28 protein-coding genes are annotated in these 18,757 nt (G+C 41.5%); all 28 read left to right on the forward strand.

What is annotated here, in order from left to right:
* Nucleotides 1-125: 125 nt before the first annotated feature.
* The 28 genes from HMPREF1551_RS12155 to HMPREF1551_RS13760 all read left to right on the forward strand — a co-directional run bounded on the left by HMPREF1551_RS12155 (nucleotide 126) and on the right by HMPREF1551_RS13760 (nucleotide 18,726).
* Nucleotides 126-353, forward strand: a complete 228-nt coding sequence (locus tag HMPREF1551_RS12155) for a hypothetical protein (protein WP_021629463.1) — start codon at nucleotides 126-128, stop codon at nucleotides 351-353.
* Between the two features lie 331 nt (nucleotides 354-684).
* Entirely contained in the window at nucleotides 685-1,770 is a 1,086-nt protein-coding gene (locus tag HMPREF1551_RS12160) for a hypothetical protein (protein ID WP_021629464.1), read from the forward strand.
* Between the two features lie 4 nt (nucleotides 1,771-1,774).
* A complete protein-coding gene (locus HMPREF1551_RS12165) occupies nucleotides 1,775-2,770 on the forward strand; it encodes a hypothetical protein (protein WP_021629465.1) in 996 nt (331 codons plus the stop codon).
* Nucleotides 2,728-3,468, forward strand: coding sequence for a hypothetical protein (locus tag HMPREF1551_RS12170; protein ID WP_155851629.1), 741 nt, complete (start codon nucleotides 2,728-2,730; stop codon nucleotides 3,466-3,468). The genes HMPREF1551_RS12165 and HMPREF1551_RS12170 overlap by 43 nt, the downstream gene beginning before the upstream one ends.
* Nucleotides 3,458-4,741, forward strand: coding sequence for a hypothetical protein (locus HMPREF1551_RS12175; RefSeq protein ID WP_021629467.1), 1,284 nt, complete (start codon nucleotides 3,458-3,460; stop codon nucleotides 4,739-4,741). Before HMPREF1551_RS12170 ends, HMPREF1551_RS12175 begins: the two co-directional genes overlap by 11 nt.
* A gap of 16 nt (nucleotides 4,742-4,757) precedes the next feature.
* Nucleotides 4,758-4,985 (forward strand): hypothetical protein, encoded by a 228-nt coding sequence (locus HMPREF1551_RS12180; RefSeq protein WP_034544708.1) that lies wholly within the window; start codon nucleotides 4,758-4,760, stop codon nucleotides 4,983-4,985.
* 1 nt (nucleotide 4,986) lies between these two features.
* Nucleotides 4,987-5,487, forward strand: a complete 501-nt coding sequence (locus HMPREF1551_RS12185) for a hypothetical protein (RefSeq protein WP_021629469.1) — start codon at nucleotides 4,987-4,989, stop codon at nucleotides 5,485-5,487.
* A 44-nt stretch (nucleotides 5,488-5,531) separates the two neighbouring features.
* Nucleotides 5,532-6,080 carry a hypothetical protein gene (locus HMPREF1551_RS12190; RefSeq protein WP_021629470.1) on the forward strand — a complete coding sequence of 183 codons (549 nt, stop codon included), beginning with the start codon at nucleotides 5,532-5,534 and terminating at the stop codon, nucleotides 6,078-6,080.
* Between the two features lie 92 nt (nucleotides 6,081-6,172).
* Complete coding sequence (locus tag HMPREF1551_RS12195; RefSeq protein WP_034544710.1) at nucleotides 6,173-6,544, forward strand: hypothetical protein; 372 nt, start codon at nucleotides 6,173-6,175, stop codon at nucleotides 6,542-6,544.
* The gene (locus tag HMPREF1551_RS12200) at nucleotides 6,537-6,794 is read left to right on the forward strand and encodes a hypothetical protein (RefSeq protein WP_034544711.1); all 258 of its coding nucleotides are present in this window, start codon (nucleotides 6,537-6,539) and stop codon (nucleotides 6,792-6,794) included. Before HMPREF1551_RS12195 ends, HMPREF1551_RS12200 begins: the two co-directional genes overlap by 8 nt.
* Nucleotides 6,791-7,594 carry a hypothetical protein gene (locus HMPREF1551_RS12205; RefSeq protein ID WP_021629473.1) on the forward strand — a complete coding sequence of 268 codons (804 nt, stop codon included), beginning with the start codon at nucleotides 6,791-6,793 and terminating at the stop codon, nucleotides 7,592-7,594. The genes HMPREF1551_RS12200 and HMPREF1551_RS12205 overlap by 4 nt, the downstream gene beginning before the upstream one ends.
* A 13-nt stretch (nucleotides 7,595-7,607) precedes the next feature.
* Entirely contained in the window at nucleotides 7,608-7,790 is a 183-nt protein-coding gene (locus HMPREF1551_RS12210; protein ID WP_021629474.1) for a hypothetical protein, read from the forward strand.
* Between the two features lie 2 nt (nucleotides 7,791-7,792).
* Nucleotides 7,793-8,320, forward strand: coding sequence for a hypothetical protein (locus HMPREF1551_RS12215; RefSeq protein WP_021629475.1), 528 nt, complete (start codon nucleotides 7,793-7,795; stop codon nucleotides 8,318-8,320).
* A gap of 10 nt (nucleotides 8,321-8,330) precedes the next feature.
* Nucleotides 8,331-8,807, forward strand: coding sequence for a hypothetical protein (locus tag HMPREF1551_RS12220; protein ID WP_155851630.1), 477 nt, complete (start codon nucleotides 8,331-8,333; stop codon nucleotides 8,805-8,807).
* Nucleotides 8,808-8,809: 2 nt separating this feature from the next.
* Nucleotides 8,810-9,280 (forward strand): carboxypeptidase-like regulatory domain-containing protein, encoded by a 471-nt coding sequence (locus HMPREF1551_RS12225; protein ID WP_021629477.1) that lies wholly within the window; start codon nucleotides 8,810-8,812, stop codon nucleotides 9,278-9,280.
* A gap of 27 nt (nucleotides 9,281-9,307) precedes the next feature.
* The gene (locus HMPREF1551_RS12230; RefSeq protein ID WP_021629478.1) at nucleotides 9,308-9,835 is read left to right on the forward strand and encodes a hypothetical protein; all 528 of its coding nucleotides are present in this window, start codon (nucleotides 9,308-9,310) and stop codon (nucleotides 9,833-9,835) included.
* Between the two features lie 22 nt (nucleotides 9,836-9,857).
* Nucleotides 9,858-10,109, forward strand: coding sequence for a hypothetical protein (locus HMPREF1551_RS12235; RefSeq protein WP_021629479.1), 252 nt, complete (start codon nucleotides 9,858-9,860; stop codon nucleotides 10,107-10,109).
* Nucleotides 10,106-10,609, forward strand: a complete 504-nt coding sequence (locus tag HMPREF1551_RS12240) for a hypothetical protein (protein ID WP_021629480.1) — start codon at nucleotides 10,106-10,108, stop codon at nucleotides 10,607-10,609. Before HMPREF1551_RS12235 ends, HMPREF1551_RS12240 begins: the two co-directional genes overlap by 4 nt.
* Nucleotides 10,610-10,622: 13 nt before the next feature.
* Nucleotides 10,623-11,141 carry a hypothetical protein gene (locus tag HMPREF1551_RS12245; RefSeq protein WP_021629481.1) on the forward strand — a complete coding sequence of 173 codons (519 nt, stop codon included), beginning with the start codon at nucleotides 10,623-10,625 and terminating at the stop codon, nucleotides 11,139-11,141.
* A 16-nt stretch (nucleotides 11,142-11,157) separates the two neighbouring features.
* The gene (locus tag HMPREF1551_RS12250) at nucleotides 11,158-11,904 is read left to right on the forward strand and encodes a hypothetical protein (RefSeq protein WP_021629482.1); all 747 of its coding nucleotides are present in this window, start codon (nucleotides 11,158-11,160) and stop codon (nucleotides 11,902-11,904) included.
* A gap of 16 nt (nucleotides 11,905-11,920) precedes the next feature.
* Nucleotides 11,921-12,415 carry a hypothetical protein gene (locus HMPREF1551_RS12255; protein ID WP_021629483.1) on the forward strand — a complete coding sequence of 165 codons (495 nt, stop codon included), beginning with the start codon at nucleotides 11,921-11,923 and terminating at the stop codon, nucleotides 12,413-12,415.
* Between the two features lie 58 nt (nucleotides 12,416-12,473).
* Nucleotides 12,474-12,620 (forward strand): hypothetical protein, encoded by a 147-nt coding sequence (locus HMPREF1551_RS13755; protein ID WP_021629484.1) that lies wholly within the window; start codon nucleotides 12,474-12,476, stop codon nucleotides 12,618-12,620.
* A gap of 5 nt (nucleotides 12,621-12,625) precedes the next feature.
* The gene (locus HMPREF1551_RS12260) at nucleotides 12,626-13,294 is read left to right on the forward strand and encodes a hypothetical protein (protein WP_021629485.1); all 669 of its coding nucleotides are present in this window, start codon (nucleotides 12,626-12,628) and stop codon (nucleotides 13,292-13,294) included.
* A 21-nt stretch (nucleotides 13,295-13,315) separates the two neighbouring features.
* Complete coding sequence (locus HMPREF1551_RS12265) at nucleotides 13,316-17,281, forward strand: hypothetical protein (RefSeq protein ID WP_021629486.1); 3,966 nt, start codon at nucleotides 13,316-13,318, stop codon at nucleotides 17,279-17,281.
* Nucleotide 17,282: 1 nt separating this feature from the next.
* Nucleotides 17,283-17,474 carry a hypothetical protein gene (locus HMPREF1551_RS12270; protein ID WP_021629487.1) on the forward strand — a complete coding sequence of 64 codons (192 nt, stop codon included), beginning with the start codon at nucleotides 17,283-17,285 and terminating at the stop codon, nucleotides 17,472-17,474.
* Between the two features lie 11 nt (nucleotides 17,475-17,485).
* Nucleotides 17,486-17,950 carry a hypothetical protein gene (locus HMPREF1551_RS12275; protein WP_021629488.1) on the forward strand — a complete coding sequence of 155 codons (465 nt, stop codon included), beginning with the start codon at nucleotides 17,486-17,488 and terminating at the stop codon, nucleotides 17,948-17,950.
* Between the two features lie 192 nt (nucleotides 17,951-18,142).
* Nucleotides 18,143-18,265, forward strand: a complete 123-nt coding sequence (locus tag HMPREF1551_RS14390; RefSeq protein WP_021629489.1) for a hypothetical protein — start codon at nucleotides 18,143-18,145, stop codon at nucleotides 18,263-18,265.
* A 317-nt stretch (nucleotides 18,266-18,582) separates the two neighbouring features.
* Nucleotides 18,583-18,726, forward strand: coding sequence for a hypothetical protein (locus HMPREF1551_RS13760; RefSeq protein WP_021629490.1), 144 nt, complete (start codon nucleotides 18,583-18,585; stop codon nucleotides 18,724-18,726).
* The last annotated feature ends 31 nt before the right edge of the window (nucleotides 18,727-18,757 follow it).

Here is an 18,757-nt window from a genome sequence, read left to right on the forward strand (position 1 = left end):
GAATTTGAAGGTCCTACAAGATATGAAGTAAAATACAGATTTGATTGGGAAGAGTATCTTATTCCTGAAAATCTCGTATTCTATTGTAGGAAAGATTTAGAGTGTTGTATTTTAAATGGTAAGCTATGAAAATCAGTAAAAAAGGAAAGATAAAAGCGGGAACCCGTTTTAATATAGTCGATGAGTTATTCTATATTCAAGGAAAGAAGATCAAGAAAGGTGTTGTGTATAGGATGAATATGCCACTGTTTTCCACAACTACAGATCTAAATATGATCGCCCTTTACCTAAGTGGAAAAGTCTCGGCTGATAAGGCTGTTTTGGAAGCAATGTTAAACCCTAAGAAAGACTAAGCTATGAAGACAGTAAAATACTATCACTTAGACACTGCTGGAGAGCTGCGATATACTGAAACTCGTTATTATCTCTTTGGCTGGCTCATCTATACCTTTTGGTATAGAAATATATAAATTTTAGGCAGTTTTTTTAATCCATTTTTACCTCCTCCGAAAGACACACGCGGGGGAGGTTTTTTTGTATCTTTTCCTTAGCGCGCTAACAATATATTAACACGAAAACTGCCCAAGACTTCCCAATCCTGCCCGAAAGTGCCCAATCCTGCCTTTTTCCTTGAGGGCTGTTTTACCTTTGTGGCTCACAAATTAGGTAACACCAAAATCATTTATGTACGTATCCCTTAACAATGCACTTTATCGTGAAGTTCGCTCTGACTATCCTTCGGATATATTCCCGAAAGCGGCCTGTAAGCGTACTAATTTGGGGGATGGCGATACGTTCTTTTCAGTGGAACAGATTGTAATAGCTATTGACACCTATTACACCCAGTGCCAAAAAATAGCAAAACTACTCAAGGGGAACACCTTGCAGGCTACGTGTAAGAATATACATCAGTTTCTCTATCACCATTTCCAATACAAGGCCGATAGTGAGGTACAGCAATTACGCTCCCCTGCTTGCTCCTGGGCACAACGCTTTATAGGGATTGACTGCAAGAGCTATACCATATTGGCAGGCTCTATTATCAAGGCTTTGGGATATAACAGCTATGTACGGCAGATCAAGCAGCCTTACAGCTCCTACCCCGACCAATATACTCATGTATATCTGATTGTGCCTATTTCTCAAAAGGACAACGATTTGCGCAAAGGCTACTATGTAATAGATGGCACGGTACCCACTACAAAAGAAGCCTTATATTCTGAAAAAGCAGACGAAATAGTAACAGCTATGAAACATATAGGACTTAACGGCGCACAGAATGCGCTATATGGATTCACTACCGCGAAGGGATTACGAGGTATAGGATCTGGAAAAAGCTATGAAGAGGGTAAATTCCATAAAACAACAGATACGATTGGAAAAGCCGCAGGAGATGTAGGAAACGTTCTCAAAGCAGGAAAAGGTATTTATGACGATTTGACACGTAAGAATCCTGATCCTACCAATCCTCCAGCAAGAGACTATAGCAGTGATATAGAGCGTAATCAGGCAGAGGCAGCGCTAAAGCGACAAGAAGCCGAAAGACTTCGTCTTGAGAATGACGAGAGAAGAAGACAATTAGAAAGGCAAAACAAAGATCAAGGATATGACAATCAAAACACCAACCAAGGATATACGAATAACCATTTTGTCCCACAAGGGAATGCACCTCAAGGACAGCCCAAGGACAATATAATGATCTATGTCATAGGTGGGGTTGCAGTAGTAGGTCTATTGGTAGTTGTCCTAATGATGAACAAAAAAAAGTAGTACGATGAGGGGAAGTTATCTAATGCCTGTAGATCCCAAAGGTGAAGGACTTCATGGAGCACCTGGACAAGCTGACTTAGTGGATATACATTATGACGAAGCTATCAACATGTACTACCACGAGTACAAAAGCAATATGGAGAAATACGCCAAAAATGCGGAGGATCTACATAAAACGCTCTCTGGATTAGCTTTTGCACTCATAAAATTTGGAGCCTCTGCCAATATATGGAATCCCATAGGTTGGGCTCTGACAGCTGTTGCTGCGGTCATAGCTATACTTAATGAGTTTGAAGTATTTAAGGAAAAATCGGCCTGGGATGCTAAAAGAGGTAAAGATGCTTATAATGTAATGAGCAAATATTACGAAGAAGCCATAGTCGGGAAAGAGGTTGGAAAGGACAAAGAAGGAAGGATAATGTATTCAGGAGGGCTCAAAGATATAGAAGCAGTAACCTGTATCAATGACGAACTTATTCAAGGATTGCTCAATGATATTTATTTTAATCTATGTATCTATGACCATATTTTTGAAAAAATAAAGAACAGTGATTGGAAATCCAGTGAAAGTGAAGCAACCACAAGGGAACTCTCTCGTATTGCTAAAACCTTAAAAGAAGGATTTCGTGGAAAGATAGAAAGTTATAAACGTGTGTATAACATTAGCTGGTCAAGTGCTACGGTTAATCTATCTGATAGCGTTTTTGATGAACGTTGGAACACATTACAGCTTACGCAAAGCCCTATAGGGTTTGGTGATAGAAATATTGTTATAGAGTTGCCTATTTTGATTCTAAAAAGAAAAGATGAATATATAGGAATGGCCGTGCCTTTTGTAGATTTTCTCAACAGTGCGGAGACAAAAGCAAGTGCTTTTGAAAAGGCTTTTGACAATGATAAAAAAGGGCTATTCAAGACTGGAGATGATATCTTTTTTAACTTTGAAACAGCAGCCTTATGCACCATGAAAGAGCTAAAAGAGAATATGATCAATGGCTAAAAAAAGCGGAAGCCTATGAAAAGGCAGTTTATTTCAATAGTTGGAATGCACCTTATGATCCCAAGATACACCGCGTGACCGAGCCTATGCACGCGGATAACCAATGTAGGAATATGGGCTTAGTATTGAGTGATTTCATTGACAAAAGGGGTGAGTATAAAAATGCCACCGCTCAAGACTTACTCAAGCTACTGAAAGCCGCCAAGGCACGACATAACAAATTCAACATACCAGGGAAAGGCGTGGTAGCTCCCAACTGTCATCAGCTCTCGGCGCGAGATATGCCCAAGGTGCTTACAGCCTTTAAGGCTTTCGGACTGAATCCGAATGACTATGATGACAATTTCGATTTTCGCAAAATCGCTTCGCTCCCTTCGCCTTCCGACCCCAGTGGTCAGTCGTCCAATTTTACACAAAATAGCGGGCTGATCACCCCTGATGGCTATACAGATGAACACCCCTACAATCCTTTGAGGAGAGAGCCTGCCAGGCCATCCCCACCAAATCAGGGGCAAAATCAAGGGCAGAGCCAGGAGACAAAGCCTTCCACCCCTACCCTACAGCCACAGGCTACCCCCGAGCCTGCCCCCAGCACTCCTGGAGGGGACAAAAAGAAAAGCCTATGGTGGATATGGCTCTTAGTGGCTGCCGGAGGCCTATATATGATAACTAAAAAAGAGAAAAAAAATGGCAATTAACATAGAATTTCAAGGAGATTTCCAGTACCTCAAGTATGAGTTTGCCCCACGTTTGCGCCAGTTGGTCAAAAACGTACATACGGCAATGAACTCTTATAACAATGCTTTTTTCTTGCAATGTCAAAAGTTTGGTGACGTGCAAGCCATCGCACGAGAGGCACAACAGAGCGGAAAGCTACCTAATGCTGTAGAACAAGCCATGCTCAAGGCCGATGCCTTCAAGCCCTTAGCCGAAGGTATTCTACTGAAAAAGGTAGCTAACCAAATCAGTTCTTTTGCTTTTTTCAATGGTTATTACTGGGGCATGCTCTTTGACCGAGGAGGAAGCACCTCCTATAACAGAGGATTTGTCGATTTTGACAATATGCGTAGTAGCTTAGGCCATGCCCTTTTGTATGCACTCTATTACCCTTTCTTACAGAAGATACAACAAGGCAGGCATTATGCCTATGGCAGCCGTCCGGAATTTGTAGATTTCTATGGAGCTAAACCCTTTACAGGGAATGACAAGCTGATGATCGCCCCGATGAGGTTTGCCAAGAAGATAAGATTGGACAACGCCACTCCGGTACGTTTTCCCAGATTGGAGACATGTGTATATCACCGAGGCAGTACAAAGGACGAAGCCCTGACCCAGTCAGGTGTAGGAGCGGATAACCCTTACCAAACACGTCAGGAACGATTGGGAGAAATATTCGCCTTCTACTTTGTACTAAACGAACAACAACTCGCCGTAGGACAGCCCCTCAAGCGCACAACAGCGGCTCAAAAATACTATTTCTTCTCAAAGAAGGATTTCTATACCCTTTCGGAAGAATGTGTCATAGCAAGGCTGTGGAATTTCTTTGCCAAGCCGCTGGCCATGAATGGTTGGGAAGTGAATATGCCGCCACAGGTCAATACCAGTTATAAGCAGTCACCTGTATGTGATTACTTTGGCCGAGATAAGCAGCTGACCACTCAGGGAAGTTTCCAAGAACGCTTGAATCGTTTTGCGTATCCAAAGACAGAGATCCTACAAGTACCTGCTTTCACAGAAGCAGAGCTACAAGAAGCACTCAAGCACTTAGAAGGTTTGAAAAAGGCCAATGCCGCGATTTTCAAAATAGATCAGAGCGATATAGGAATTACCTCCGGTGATCCTCGGGTACTCAGTGCCCTGGTTGAGAAGACACGCTATTATGAACAGAAACATCCTACCAATCACTTGGACATCGCCCCATGGGTGGATAGGTATTCCACTGTAAAGATCAAGAAATTACCTGATATATAACTAAAACAAAACAACTATGCACCCATGTATGCCTCGCCCTACCCCACAAAAGCAGGTAGAAAAGATAGAGCTACCCGCGGTCAGAGACACCCCCCAATTGATATACATTCGGGAAGTGCCCATAAGAGAAACAGACACCTCAACAGAGAAACAGACGACAGACAATAAATTAAAATGGTGGCATGTAGCCCTTGCTTTTGTAGCTGGATTCTGCCTTGCCTCCTCTAACACTAAAAAGGTTTGATATGAATTTTAAGAAACCCAAAACAGAGAATCTGACAGGAGCCCTTGTCATGGGAGGTTCCGCAGTGGCTGGAGCAGCGGCCTCCAATCTGCTCGTGGCTACCCTCACTGAAAAGAAGTCAGGGGACGAAAAGAAAGATAGAACCAAACGCCAGCTGGTCAAAGGAGGAGCTTTTGCAGCCGCCTTAGTAGGACTGGCTTGTGTGGATGGCAATGATACGGCAGCCACCGCGGTACGTGGGGCCTTAATCGGTATGGCTGGCGCACAAGGAATCTCCTTGGCTCGTGAGTTCACCGAGGCTGGTAAAGCTGGCAAAACCGTACAAAATGCCCTTGGCCTTGCCTGCCCATGCCAGGAAAGAAATGGCTTAGGTGAGCCTGAATGGTTCGACTATTCCCCAGTCTATGAGGATAGCTACTACACTCCTTACGAAGAAATCGTAGAGGAGAAACAAGCTCGCAACCCGCTTACCGGTTTCACTCCTAAGGAAACCTATGTGTAAGCCCTAAAAGAAGTACTCATTTTTAAATTTAAAAATTCAAGACAATGGACAACAGACAAGTTCAATTAGAACGTTCCAATCACGTTCTTACCGCGATGGGGGTAGATACCCGCAACGCCAAAGTAATGGATCGTACCCAGTACATCACCTTCGATGCAAAAGGGAAAAGCTCCGTGGTATTGCTCATCGATAGCAACACCAAAAAGCTCGTAGGAGAAACCTCCTTCGATGCCAACAAGCTCAACAAAGGCCGCTATTTCGTCATCGATGGTATTCGTATCCTTACCGAGGATACCGCAACCAATTTGCACGAGGCTGCGTGGAAAAGCATTGCGCATGGAGCTATCGTCAATTCAGAGCTGAAAATCGCTCAAGATGAAGATCTCTTGTTACTTCCCATTTCTGACCTTGTAAGTCAGCTCAATGGGATAAATGAAGGATACAATTTCCGCAGTATAGCTTCGGCTCCGGTGATTGTACCTGAAAAAGAAATCAACATCTCTTGGCAGTTCCCCCAAGGGGCCAGCGTTCCTGCCTCACAAACCCAATTCGTACGTATCGAGTTGCGTGGCTTTGAGTTCCTAACGAACTAATTTTTTCTCTTAATATTATCAATGTCAAAGCCTTGCCCTTGTAAGGCAGGGCTTTTTTGATAATTCGTATTTACCCTTAAAAAGAAAAAATCATGCACACCAAAGAAGAAGTATATAACATTAGCATTCCGGTAGGACAACGAGGCAATAACGTATTTTTCACCCCCGTGGCTGGGCGTGTCATTGGCCTTTTGATCTATCACAATATGGGAGAGGACTTTGTGGCCAACGTAGGAGTCAAGGCCGATGATGGTACCTACATTTCTAAAATGCAACATATCAGCAACTATCGCTCCCGCGAGAGTTGCTATTTTACCGGTTGCAAGCCTGTAGATTTCCAAACCCAAGGAAAAACCTATACCTTGGAGATCATCGCCGAGGAAGCCATTGCAGGCAAGGATTTCAAAGGGCAACTGATACTGATCTACGAAGACACCCGCTTTAATACTTGTGAAAATGCATAAAACCCGATGGATTACCCAAAAAGTATTCTCCAACACCTCCTTTCTCCTGAAGGGAATCACCTCACTGGCCTTGTACAATGCCTCTGATAGTAAGGTTTTTTTCAGGGAAAGGACACTGGAGAAAGGAGATTATTACCAGTTTGACGGCGATGGCACGGCCACCGATATAGACTTTGAGATTGCCTTCGAAAATGGGCATGGGGAAGCTATCTTGGACTATCGTGCCTTGCAAAAATGTAACATAGGATGAAACAAGAACTCATTGATATTATTAACAGATTCAAAAGCTCTCCCAGTGTCCTGCTCACGGTGATTAATAAGGAAACCGGACAGCCCTTGGTACGCTCCATATCCGCGGCACGGATGGCCGAACAGCATGGTAGCGTAGAGGCCTTTTTCAATGGCTTGTTTAGCCAAGGGATCCGCCAGATCATAGTAGAGGAAAGGCGTAAGTTTGGCAATACCACCCGTAGCTTTTCCACACCGATGACCTTCACTCTCGGCCCCAAGGAAGAAGAGCCTACTCCTCAGGCCTTAGCAGTAGCCCCTGCTACCACTGCTATAGCAGCCCCTGTAGCCCCTGCCGCTGCTATACAGCCAGGCCTTATGGGTATGCCAGGCTTAGGCTTTCCGCAGATCATGGACTTGCACGTCCGGGCACACGATCAGGCACGACTGGAAACAGAGAACAAGTTTCTGAAAGAGAAAAACGAAAGATTAGAACAAGAAATGGCCTCGCTCAAGGAAGAACGCTTAGCCGATAGGTTTAGCGAGGCCAAGGCCAAGGGGAATAACGAAATGCTCCTGGGAATCGTGCAAAACCTTCCCATGCTCATGGGACTTTTCAAGGGAAACAGCACCTCAGGCCTGCAAGGCGCCGAAGCAGAGGTGCCCCAAATTCCTCAAGGCAAAACAGCTCTTTTCCAAGCCTTTGCCCAAACCTCCGAAGACGTGGACGCTTTTATGCTCAAAGTACTACACCTGATCTTCGAAAATCAGGAATTTTACAAGGAACTTAGCGAACTTGTCAGTCGGCAAACTAAAAACTAAAAACTGAATAGATATGGACATTACAATAAAAATTAACAGTACCAACCCCATAGACGCGCAAGCACGTCAGGCTAAGCTACAAGCAATCGCCCGATTGGATGATAAGACTTTGGCGCTCTTCCACGAGATCGCCACCAATGAGAAATTCCGAAAGAAGTTTGTAGCTAATGAGAAACTCCTAAGAAAATTTGTATAACCATGCCACGAAAGAAACAAACCAACCTCAATGGCGCTGTAGCAGCTTCGGTAGCGGCGGGCGCTGTAGGAAAATACATAGAAAAGCACCCCGAGGTAGTCGAATACGCAGGGCGCAAGGCTAAGACAGCCATCAATGTAGGACTGATCCTCTTTGGGGTGGCGATTGTTTCCACCGCTGGCGCCTTATACTATAACCTCTATTGGAAAAACCGATTTAGGAAAATGGAGTATGACCCCAACCAAAAACCAGTCACAATCAGTGCAGGGCTTGCCAAGAGTAAAGCAGACATCCTTTTCCGTGCTATGCACGGCATAGGGGCTAACTATAACAATGTATACAACGCCCTCAAAGGCATGGGATACAACAACTATGTGGCGATCTACAATGCTTTTGGCAAGCGTACTCCTGCCAGTAGCTTTTCCTTTGGTAACAAAAACGATATGGACTTGAGCCAATGGCTGGTGGATCAGTTCTCCGGAAGTGAATTAGCAGCCTTGCGAGCCCAGGTCGGAAGTGGATTTTTTTAAAACAAAGACTATGAAAAAAGAATACATACTATGGGGCTTGTGTGGCGTGGGAGCTTTGGTGGCAATAGTAGCGCTTTCCTCCAAACTCAGCAAGAAAAAAGAAGAGGAGTATGTCAAGGAAATGGAAAGAGAAACAGGAGGCGCCTTTGATCGCTATTATAAAAACCTACCAGCCGGCCCCTACCGAGATAATATTGTTGCCTTTGCCAATGACAGGGCTTTGGTGTCCAACTATGCCCAACGGCTACACGATGCCATGAAAAATGCAGGTACAGATATTCAAGCCATTAACGATGTGATGGCCGATCTTGATGAGCAGAAAATGCAAATCGTATACGATCGCTTTGGCAAACGGCCCTATTGGAATTACCTATGGGGGATGAAAACTTCCTTCGGGAAGATGATGTCCCTCAAGGAATGGTTCAAAGAGGAATTAGATGCTGACCAGTACAAACAGGTTAAAGACAAATACCCTAAACTATTTTAAGCATGGAAACAGAAAAAAAATACATTACAGGAAGGGTAACCAACGAACATCAAGAGCCGCTTTTAGGGGTCAATATTCTTATCAAAGGTACCTCCCAAGGTACCACTACCGATAAGGATGGAAACTATAAGCTCAATGTTCCCATTGGAAGCCAATTAGTCTTTTCATTTGTAGGTAGGAAGTCAAAGGTATCTGCTCCCATACAGAAAGATACAGCCGGATTCAATATCGTCTTGGAAGAGATGGCCGAAGAACTTGGTGAAGTGGTAGTGACCCCCCATAACAAAAAGGAAAACCCTATAAAGCAGTACTACAATCCAAGAACAACTATCACCAAGAAGAAAAGCTATAATGATACCCTGAAAGCCTCAAAAGTATTGTTAGTAGGAGGCGTTTCGCTGTTAGTAGGATTGTTTTTATACTCATTAGACAACAAACAAAAAAGTAAAAACATAAAAAAAGTAGCTATATAGAACAACACAACTCATAAAACAACAAAGATGATAGGTATTCCTCATAAAATGGTGTGCAATTGTCAAAATAACACACCAACACCAGCCCCCAAACAAAAGCTATCGGCTCATTTTAGCTTTGTAGCCTGGTTTGTACCAACTAATGCACCTGTTGCCCCTAAGCCTTTTTCTGAAGTAGTGATCAAAGAGCTAACCTTAGATGGCACCGACAAAGAGGTCGAAATAAAATTACCAGAGGGCTGTACCGGAAAGATGAAACTAAAAGCCGTTTATGTAAGAGTAGATAAGAAAGGTATCAGTTTCGAAGAAGATTGGGGAGGAAACAAACACCTACAAAAAATAGAGTACAAGCCTACAGCCGAATTGGATGACACCTCAACTATAGATCCTTACATGAGTCTTTCTCGTCCTACTCTGGTGATGGATATAGCAGGAATGGCACCACAAGGAGAATGGAGAATTGTCTATGATGGCACCAGCAGTGGAGATCTGGAAAGTGCTCCAACTAAAATAAAGTACCGATTTACCGGAGATACGTCTCTTTTAAAAGATTAATCATCAACTAAATAATTACAAGATGTTAGAAAATATATTAACACTCCTTTCTACCTTGGTAGGAGGAGGCTTATTGGGAATACTCTTTGAGCGAAAAAAAAGAAGAGTAGAAACAGAAGCTATTGAAGCCGAGGTTATAGATCGAATCCAAAACATCTACAACAAATTCCTTGAAGATTATAATGAAAAAATTACGGAACTTCTCAATGAGAATAAAAAACTTAAGGAGAAAATAAAAAAATTAGAAGAACGCGTTAATGAATTATCCAAATGAAAACTTTTATATTATCCTTACTATTGGTTTGCATGGCTTTTAGCTGTAAAACAGTTACAAAAACAAATAAAGAACATGATCACACCCAATTAGTACGTATTGATAGCGTACTGATAGAACATTATTACGATTTGCATGATACTATTTTTGTAAAAGTACCGGTTATTTCTACTTCAAATAAGGAGTGTGACAGTCTTTGCCAAATAGAAGTAACCAAACTATTACAAACTATAGAAACCCATAAGCGACAAGGAGAACAAGCACAAGGTATTTATTACGATAATGATAAAAACAAGCTCGTTATATACCAAGATATATCCAAACAGCTAAGTGTTTATAAAAATAAAGAACAAGATTTGTTCCATACTCAAGAGAAGGAGCATACAAAAATAGTAAAAGAGCCTTATATTCCTAAATTCGTCATATTTTTATCTTTTTTTGGGGTGATTTCTATATTGTTAGGCCTTTTTTGGAGTATAAGAAAGATAAAAAATCAATAGCAAATATCAGACTATGAAAACGAAAACGATTGTCATCATAACAGCCCTTTGTGCTATAGGAGCCGCTATCTATGGTATTACCAAGGCCAAGACAGCGCAAGCCAAACGCCTTTTCGAAAAGGTAATCTTCTCCTTTCATATGTATCGAGATATGGGGGCTAAGATTGAGCAAAGCAAGATATGGCTTTTGTTGGACTTTGCCCTGACTAACCCTACAGCCGAGGATTTTTATATCAACACCAACGGATCCATACAGCTCAAGGTCATGCGGGTCTATCTCAAAGGTACTCCCATTGGATACGCTTCCCTGCCGGGCTTCTATCAATTAGACCTCCGTGCCGGGCGTACAGCTATCATTGAGAAAGTATATATCGAAATTAGTATGCTATCCTTGGCCGGAGAGCTATGGGATATGGTGGGTGAGTATAAAAAGAATTGGAAAAAATACACCGATATACTCAATAAACTCTCTTTCGAAATAGATATAGACGCTTTCGGACAAATCTACACCCTCAAACAATCATTTTCATAACATAAAACCTATAGCTATGACTGAACCTCAAATGAAAACTTTTAGAAGAGAAGGATATAAAGGCACTCCCATTTGGCAAAATAACCCTGGTAACCTACCCAATAAAGGGATCGATTGGCTGGGGAAAGTTCCCACAACACAACGAGAAGGCAACGCCAAGTATGAGGAATTTATCTCGGTAGAATACGGTTTGCGTGCCCTTATGCGCCATATCCGTGTCCTGATGGTAGATAACAAGTTCAATACCTTGTCCAAATTTGCACACAACTACTATCCGGCAGTAAGCACCAAGCGAGTGGCCTCCTACGAACGTGCTTTGGCTGCTTATTTTAAGATAGACAAGAATAAGGTAATTACCACCTTTGACAAGACGTTTTATATCAAAATGGCAAAGATTGTTTCGGCTATGGAGATAGGAGATCGCTATCTGAGTTTGATTCCCGAAAGCTCTTTTGAGATGGCCTTTGCCCTTATGAATGTAGATCCTAATAAGAATAACGATCGAGTACCTGCTCCCAGTAAGCCTTCCACTCCCGCCCAACCTTCCCTCCCTACCAAGCCTGGGGGCGGAGGCAATAACCAAGCAGGGGGCAGCAATAACGGAAATAGCGAGGGAGGTACCCCCACGGATCAGGTGCGCCCCGTATTGCCCAATGACCCCGATGAGGATAAAACCAATTGGCTCCTATGGGGAGGCTTAGCCGTCGCTTTAGGCGCCGGAGGATACCTACTCTACAGCCACTATAGCAAAAAGAAAAAGTAATTTTAAAACTGATACTATGACGGATCTTAGAAGACTTACCACTATACGTGGTTTGCGTAATAATAACCCAGGCAACATTCGTATTAGTGATACCCCCTGGCAGGGGAAAATTCCAAAATCCTTGAATACGGATAAGAATAAAGCCTTCGAACAATTCGAGAGTTTAGAATATGGTCTTAGGGCACTCATGAAAAATGCTTATACATGGGTACTGAGAGGAAAAAACACCCTTGAAAAACTCATCTCTGTTTGGGCACCTCCTCATGAAAACCATACGGGAAACTATATAGACTATGTAGCCAAGCAAATGGGAATTCCAAAGAATGAGGTATTCAAAACACTTGACAAAAAATTCTTTATTTCTTTGGCAAGGGCAATAACAGAGATGGAAAATGGGATAGCAGCGGCTCAAAAACTTGTTCCCTACAGTGCCTACGAGGAAGCCTATAGGATTATGGGTAGCACCTCCTATACGCCTGTTCCTGAAAAAAAAAACGAATCAGCCTCTTAGGACTTGTCCTCTTAGCAGGGGCAGGTTATTGCCTTTACCAATACTATAAACCCAAATTATGGCAAAAAAAACAACTCAAAAGAGTGCAAGTCTAAACGAAGGCTTTCATCTCAAGGACAAAATCGCCCTTGCCCTCTCGGCTATGGCAGTCCTCTTGGCAGGATTCCAAGTCTATTTAGCAGTAAAACACGAAAAACAAAATTAGTAGATATGAGTGATTCAGAATTGTACGAACGAATAATAGAGGAAAACAAAACGCTTGATTTATGTTTTAAACAACAACCTCCTTATCAACTTAGTATAGGGCTTCTACAGGCTTATTCTTTAGCGATTCCTTTTTATGAAAAAGAACTTGAAAAAATAGAGAGAAGAAGTGGCTTAATAGATGCTGGCTGGAATAGAAATTTGGAGGTCAAACTTGACGATTTAATTCGTAGAATAAAAAAATATCTCAAACTATATGATAATTGGGAACCGGAACCTGCTCCTTATGTACCTGAAGGATCTGTGAAACCTAAGGAGAAAAAGCCGGAAACCTCTTCCTCTAATGCTTTGATTCCAGACAAGAAGCCTGAAACACCTCCCGCTACACAGCAGGAGCCCAACCCGATTATGCCCCCTGCGGTAGTGCCTACAAATACGGACAGTACTCCAGCAGGAAGCAGCTCCCAATCAGCAGGAAATACCAATACCCAAGCTGGAGGCAGTCCCAAAACTGATACAAGCGCCCAGCAAGATAAGGCTACCCAAAAGGAAAACAAACCAGCTCCTAAAGAGGAGGAAAAGCCTAAAAATGACCTTTTTACTCCTACCAATATCCTCCTTATGCTCTTAGTGGTAGGAGGAGGTTTCTTTCTATTGACAAGAAAAGGAAAATAACCCTAAGAAAACAAAACAACTATGACAGCCCTCGAAGCCTTTAACGCCCTCAATAACCGCGAAGTCTCTCGCCAGGAAGTAGAACAAGTCTTGACCCAAGCCAAAGCAGAAAACAACACAGCTATCATCTATCGCCTTAGTCAAGCCCTTAACAACAGCCCCGAAGCTACTCATTTTGAGATCACCATTACTCAATATGATAGCGCTGCGGGGCTTTCAGGTGTGCAGCATACAGGCGACTACCGTGAAGCCTTGGACGATTGTGGTCGCCTACGAAAGGGCTGGAAGTTTGTCAAGGGAAACGTGGTAAAGGTTGAGGAAAAGCCTAAAAAAGAAGCCAAACCAAAGAAGGAGAAAGCAGCACAGAAGGAGATTAAAAAAGACAAAAAGTATAAGTTTGTTGTTATAACAGACGATCGCCACAGCCGCGTAATAGCAGTGTTCTCCTATACAAATCCTAATATAGAAGAATTAAGTGAACGTTTTTGGAAAAATAGTGAAGGAAAATATTATGAAACTACGGAAGAGGGTCTTAGAAATTACACTTTCGGTATAGGCTTTTATCCTTTTGAAGAGGCTAAAAAACATATTGAGAAAAAATATACAGAAGGAAAAGACTTTATCTATTTTAGAAACAAAAAAGATGGAGATAGAGACAAGGCTATTTCATTGGTAGAAAAACCTAAAAAGGAAGCCCAACCAAAGAAGGAGAAAGCGCCACAGAAGGAAGAAACCACTAAGGAAGTATCAGGCCCCAAGGTAAAAGATTTTGAAGCCTTTGATGATTTGCAAGCACAACTGCTCGCTGAAAATGCGGATATTCCTAAAAGCGAAGTCTTGGACTTTCTCTACAATTTTACAGACGCTTTTGAAGAGGAAAAAACAGTCTTTCGCTTTTGGAATACACCAGGGAATAAGCCTACAGAAGCCGTGCTACAATATAAAAAACACCCCCTCCTTACACGTTTGCAGAATCCCTCTGCTAAAATGCGTGCCTATGAGCTTACACCTCGCGGGTATGAGCTATTGGAGAAATTCCACAAAGGGGTAGAACGTATAAAAAAGACTTATGACCTTGGCTATATTGCAGGGATACACAAACTTTCTAATTTTTTGGAAGATAGAAAAGCCTATGACAAAAAGGAAAATGTCCAAGATTCGTCTAAAAAGGAGGTAGAAAAAGCCCCCACTAAGGCGACAAAGCCTGTAAAAACAAGGAAAGAAAATGTCCAAAACGTGGCTAATTTCACCCTATTGCAGGAGCCTACTAAGGTTTTTCTTAAGTTTGAAGACGAGGAAAACCAAGCCTTTTATAAAAAGTTTGCCGACAAGCAAGGCGCTGTAGGAGCTGACTTTCTAAAGGAGACTTTAAAGGACTTGAAAAAACAAAATCTTTTGACAATACCTCATGGCTTTATCAATACAGAAGACTTTCCCTTGAAGCCTTCCGTTTCAAAAATTACGGGTATTGATAGCCTCAAAACGATCGTAGCAAAAAAAGATGATTTACGTCCGGTTTTAACTTGTGTTTTTATAGATAAAGACTGTTATGTAGCCACAGATGCTAATAATATAATCCTCTTAAATCGTCCTAAGAATGACGGACTGAAAACAGGTGCTTTGTATGATCCTAATTATAAATGTACCAAGATCGAAGGCTGTTCAAAGGAAGAATATTACAGGGATATATATCCAGGCTCCATCAATTATAAACCTGTATTAACTGAAAACCCTGTATATACTTCCGATTGGGTAGCCATAGAGCCATTTGTTCAGCATTTGAAATCAGGGCTTGAGGTGATAAGAAAAATCTATGATTGGAAAATGGTATATGTAGTTAAGATCACCTCTAATGTAGGAGAGGGACACTATAGAATTAAGGATTTGCTGAATATATTGCAAATTCTACAAAGCAATGGGGCTAAAAAGATAAGGCTATACACCAATAACTTAGAGAACAAAAATTTAAATATAGAAACAGATAATGGGAATATAGCACTAACAACGCCTGTATATATGGGAGATCGTAGTAATTATGCAGATGTGATAAGTCAATTAAGAATAGCTCCTATCCAATTGCATTTTACTCAAAACCGAAAGGAAGAAAAAGGTTTATCAGGTGTGGATAATTTCCAAGGGCTTTTTGGGGATATAGGTCTCAATGCCCCTCGCCACGAAGGTATCCTCAAGGAAGCGCTTAATGAATGTGGCCGTCTGAAAAAAGGATGGAAGTTTGAGAAAGGGAAAGCGGTTAAAGTAGAGACTAAAAAAGGAAAAGACAAGGAAGGAGAACAAAGGGGGCTTGATTTATACATGCAAGAAATGAAGATGGCTATAAAAGAGAGCAAAGCAGGAAAATTTGACAAGAAAAATATTCTCTCGTGGCTGTCTAAATTTCCTGATAAGGTAAAAGGACAGTTATATAACTTTTTATATCATAATTATCTGCTTGATCAAGAGGAAGCTAAATTGAGAAAAACAAAAAAACTGGTTCCTTTTAGCCTGATCAGTACGCAGTATGATATTAACAAGTTTGTGAGCCAACTTTTTAACTTAGAAAAGGAAGATTTCTTTGACCTGTATTTCTTCTTTAGAGATAATATGGACGAATGTATTGAATTACTTGAAGATGAAGAGGTTAAGAAAAATTATTATGAAAAGAAGAAAAAAGGCCTTTCCGGCATAGACTACTCCCAAGGGCTTTTTGGTGCCGTCCCCGAAGTCTCTACCGAAAAGTTTAAAACACTTAAAGAGGCTAAAAAGTTTTTCCTTAAATGGGCTTTAGAGCACCTAAGAGGAAAGAAAATTTATCACAAAGAACTAAAAAAATATGTAGTTTTCAATCGTACAGGGATAGAACACAGCCTATCCAGTAAAATATCGTATGATAAATTGAAACTTATTACACAAGCTGAAAAAATGCTAAAAGAATCTCACCTCATAGGCTTTGAGGAAGAGTATAAAGGAAGAGAAAATATAGCTGGTGTATATCGTATGAAAGCAACTGCTATTCTTGATGAAGAGAAAGTAGGAGTTATCTTAACCTTACGTGAAGGAGAAAATGGGGTCATCTATTATGATCATAAGATTGAAGAAATAGAAAGAAACGCCGTCCCACCACGAGAGGGTCGTGCCCAATCGTTCTGTGGCGACAGCGTTTCTTCTGGGGGCAAAGGTACGAAAAAATCTTTATCCCGCAAGAAAAAAGACGAAAATTTTGGTCTCAATGCGCCTGAAGCTCCTGTAACCTCCTTGCCTGCTCCAAGACAAACCCTCGCCCAGCAGTTGGCAAAAAGTCCTGAAGTAAGAGAAAGTTTCTTAGTGGCCGACGAGCAAATGAGCCTTTTCCTTGGGGCCTTGGAGAAAAAGACAAAGGACAGCCTTGTGATTACCCTCACTGGCAAACAAGGTAGCGGAAAAACGCGCTTTGCCTTCCAGTTTATGAATGCCCTGGCGCAACGCTATCGTGTGGGACACGCCTCTATCGAGGAGCACCCCGAAAGCGTGCTGTATGAGGAAAAAGCCTATCAGTACCTAAACGATACAGCCTTGGAGCATATCACAGCACAGGACGTGCGTTCCTTGGCGGAGCTGGACACTATGATACGCACCAATGAAGTGATCGTAATTGATTCCTTTCAGAAAATGCGTGAGCTGGCACCTCATTTTGAGATTGACAAGGACTTGCGCAAGAAGTATGACGGCAAGCTGTTTTTGGTGATCTTTCAACAAACAGCAGACGGCAAAATGCGAGGAGGTAGCAAAAGCCAGTATGACGGCGATATTATTCTCTTTACCGAGACCTTTCCCGATTACCGCGAGAACTATGTATATCCCGACAAAAACCGCTACAACAAGCGGCCTGCCACCGAGCTACAATATAGCATATACGAACAACGTATGCTCGCCACGGCTCCCGAAGTACTCGCCCTACCCGCTCACTACGAGCCTACAGAAAGCGAAGAACTAAATTTTGAAGTATTCTAATATGAAAGTAGAAATAATCTCTTATAGAACAGGTGTAGATGTGTTAGGATTTCCTATAATTCACGAACACATTTTTATAGAAAGTACAAAAGAAAGTGCTTCTCATTCCAAAAAAGGAAAGAATATGTCAAAGAAAAGCGCTGTACGCAATACTGTACAACATTTTCTTTCAAGAGACGTAAAACAATTATAAAAGAATAAGGTATGAACAAGAATAAAATACAAAAATTAGTTGAATTTGCTTTGTCTGACAGACTAAATCAACACAAAGAAATTGTAATTGGCAAAGTTTCAAAGGTGCAAGCAGATTTTTTCTTGCAAGAAATAGGGATTGATCTTGAAAATGCTGAGCGTTGTTTGGATACAAGTGCTATCAGGCATATTATAAAAGAACACGGATCAGAGAAGACAGAACAAGCACGAGGGCAAGTACCTATTAACTTAGATGACTTTGAATTGATTACTTCCATTTTAGAGAATGCAGATGAGATTTCATATAAAGGAAAAAACCGATTGAAACAGGACACCTTTGTATATAAGAAGAAAATACAAGATATCTATGTAGTTATGGAAGCTGTGCGTTTGAGTAAGAAGAAGGGAAACAAAATATCTATATGCACGATGTACAAAATAAAAGGAAGCCGTTCTAAAAAAACGACTTCCTTATAACAGATGTCTAAGATGTCTATTTTGACCCCTCTTGACCCAACGTCCGAAACGTTCTGTTCATTAGGAAACTAATAGAACGTATATCGGTATTAGTTTTAGGAATAAGCCACTGCCTTATTCAACCTATTTTATAGCGCAAAGTTACAACAATAATTTTAATAAACAACAGATTTTAATTAAATATTTAATTTTATGGCAACAAAGAAAGTCGGCTTGAAAGCCAATGGACGGCTCAAGAAAGGTTTCCGTTACAACGAGAACGGACGTATTGTGAAAGCGAAGAAAGCAACTACGAAGAAAACTCGTAAGCGCTAACCCTTGAGCACAAATCCCTATCCCCGTAAGGATAGGGATTTTTTTTGGAGAATTTTCCAACTTCTTCTCTATTTATATTTACCTGAAAACCAATTACTAAGAAAACGTTTTTACTTTTTTGGAGAATTTTCTTGCGATTTCAGAAAATTGTTGTACCTTTGCAGCGTTAGAACATAGGGCAATAATTGTTTATTGCAAATACATATTATTTACGATATATCCGTGGAGGTGTCGTATAGCAGTAATGCTATACAAACAATTGCGTAAGCCCTTGTTCTAACAGCACCCACCCACGGACTTTTATTTTTTATACCTTTATGTTAGAACAAGGACAAAAACCCGCTGTGGTGAATAACAGTAGCCCCAGCACTTACTGCTTTGACGTGGAAGCGGTCAATGAGTTCTTCACAGACAGGATCAGCATTGAGGATTTTTCCGCCTTTATGCGTACCTTAATCTAACGTGAGTTCGACTTAAGCGGCAATTCTTTTC

The sequence above is a fragment of the Capnocytophaga sp. oral taxon 863 str. F0517 genome, from assembly GCF_000466425.1.
GTDB lineage: Bacteria > Bacteroidota > Bacteroidia > Flavobacteriales > Flavobacteriaceae > Capnocytophaga.

Excerpts from the sequence above, each read along its gene's own strand:
- HMPREF1551_RS12155 (WP_021629463.1), top strand. The coding sequence starts at position 126 with ATGAAAATCAGTAAAAAAGGAAAGATAAAAGCGGGAACCCGTTTTAAT.
- HMPREF1551_RS12160 (WP_021629464.1), top strand. The coding sequence starts at position 685 with ATGTACGTATCCCTTAACAATGCACTTTATCGTGAAGTTCGCTCTGAC.
- HMPREF1551_RS12165 (WP_021629465.1), top strand. The coding sequence starts at position 1,775 with ATGAGGGGAAGTTATCTAATGCCTGTAGATCCCAAAGGTGAAGGACTT.
- HMPREF1551_RS12170 (WP_155851629.1), top strand. The coding sequence starts at position 2,728 with ATGCACCATGAAAGAGCTAAAAGAGAATATGATCAATGGCTAAAAAAA.
- HMPREF1551_RS12175 (WP_021629467.1), top strand. The coding sequence starts at position 3,458 with ATGGCAATTAACATAGAATTTCAAGGAGATTTCCAGTACCTCAAGTAT.
- HMPREF1551_RS12180 (WP_034544708.1), top strand. The coding sequence starts at position 4,758 with ATGCACCCATGTATGCCTCGCCCTACCCCACAAAAGCAGGTAGAAAAG.
- HMPREF1551_RS12185 (WP_021629469.1), top strand. The coding sequence starts at position 4,987 with ATGAATTTTAAGAAACCCAAAACAGAGAATCTGACAGGAGCCCTTGTC.
- HMPREF1551_RS12190 (WP_021629470.1), top strand. The coding sequence starts at position 5,532 with ATGGACAACAGACAAGTTCAATTAGAACGTTCCAATCACGTTCTTACC.
- HMPREF1551_RS12195 (WP_034544710.1), top strand. The coding sequence starts at position 6,173 with ATGCACACCAAAGAAGAAGTATATAACATTAGCATTCCGGTAGGACAA.
- HMPREF1551_RS12200 (WP_034544711.1), top strand. The coding sequence starts at position 6,537 with ATGCATAAAACCCGATGGATTACCCAAAAAGTATTCTCCAACACCTCC.
- HMPREF1551_RS12205 (WP_021629473.1), top strand. The coding sequence starts at position 6,791 with ATGAAACAAGAACTCATTGATATTATTAACAGATTCAAAAGCTCTCCC.
- HMPREF1551_RS12210 (WP_021629474.1), top strand. The coding sequence starts at position 7,608 with ATGGACATTACAATAAAAATTAACAGTACCAACCCCATAGACGCGCAA.
- HMPREF1551_RS12215 (WP_021629475.1), top strand. The coding sequence starts at position 7,793 with ATGCCACGAAAGAAACAAACCAACCTCAATGGCGCTGTAGCAGCTTCG.
- HMPREF1551_RS12220 (WP_155851630.1), top strand. The coding sequence starts at position 8,331 with ATGAAAAAAGAATACATACTATGGGGCTTGTGTGGCGTGGGAGCTTTG.
- HMPREF1551_RS12225 (WP_021629477.1), top strand. The coding sequence starts at position 8,810 with ATGGAAACAGAAAAAAAATACATTACAGGAAGGGTAACCAACGAACAT.
- HMPREF1551_RS12230 (WP_021629478.1), top strand. The coding sequence starts at position 9,308 with ATGATAGGTATTCCTCATAAAATGGTGTGCAATTGTCAAAATAACACA.
- HMPREF1551_RS12235 (WP_021629479.1), top strand. The coding sequence starts at position 9,858 with ATGTTAGAAAATATATTAACACTCCTTTCTACCTTGGTAGGAGGAGGC.
- HMPREF1551_RS12240 (WP_021629480.1), top strand. The coding sequence starts at position 10,106 with ATGAAAACTTTTATATTATCCTTACTATTGGTTTGCATGGCTTTTAGC.
- HMPREF1551_RS12245 (WP_021629481.1), top strand. The coding sequence starts at position 10,623 with ATGAAAACGAAAACGATTGTCATCATAACAGCCCTTTGTGCTATAGGA.
- HMPREF1551_RS12250 (WP_021629482.1), top strand. The coding sequence starts at position 11,158 with ATGACTGAACCTCAAATGAAAACTTTTAGAAGAGAAGGATATAAAGGC.
- HMPREF1551_RS12255 (WP_021629483.1), top strand. The coding sequence starts at position 11,921 with ATGACGGATCTTAGAAGACTTACCACTATACGTGGTTTGCGTAATAAT.
- HMPREF1551_RS13755 (WP_021629484.1), top strand. The coding sequence starts at position 12,474 with ATGGCAAAAAAAACAACTCAAAAGAGTGCAAGTCTAAACGAAGGCTTT.
- HMPREF1551_RS12260 (WP_021629485.1), top strand. The coding sequence starts at position 12,626 with ATGAGTGATTCAGAATTGTACGAACGAATAATAGAGGAAAACAAAACG.
- HMPREF1551_RS12265 (WP_021629486.1), top strand. The coding sequence starts at position 13,316 with ATGACAGCCCTCGAAGCCTTTAACGCCCTCAATAACCGCGAAGTCTCT.
- HMPREF1551_RS12270 (WP_021629487.1), top strand. The coding sequence starts at position 17,283 with ATGAAAGTAGAAATAATCTCTTATAGAACAGGTGTAGATGTGTTAGGA.
- HMPREF1551_RS12275 (WP_021629488.1), top strand. The coding sequence starts at position 17,486 with ATGAACAAGAATAAAATACAAAAATTAGTTGAATTTGCTTTGTCTGAC.
- HMPREF1551_RS14390 (WP_021629489.1), top strand. The coding sequence starts at position 18,143 with ATGGCAACAAAGAAAGTCGGCTTGAAAGCCAATGGACGGCTCAAGAAA.
- HMPREF1551_RS13760 (WP_021629490.1), top strand. The coding sequence starts at position 18,583 with ATGTTAGAACAAGGACAAAAACCCGCTGTGGTGAATAACAGTAGCCCC.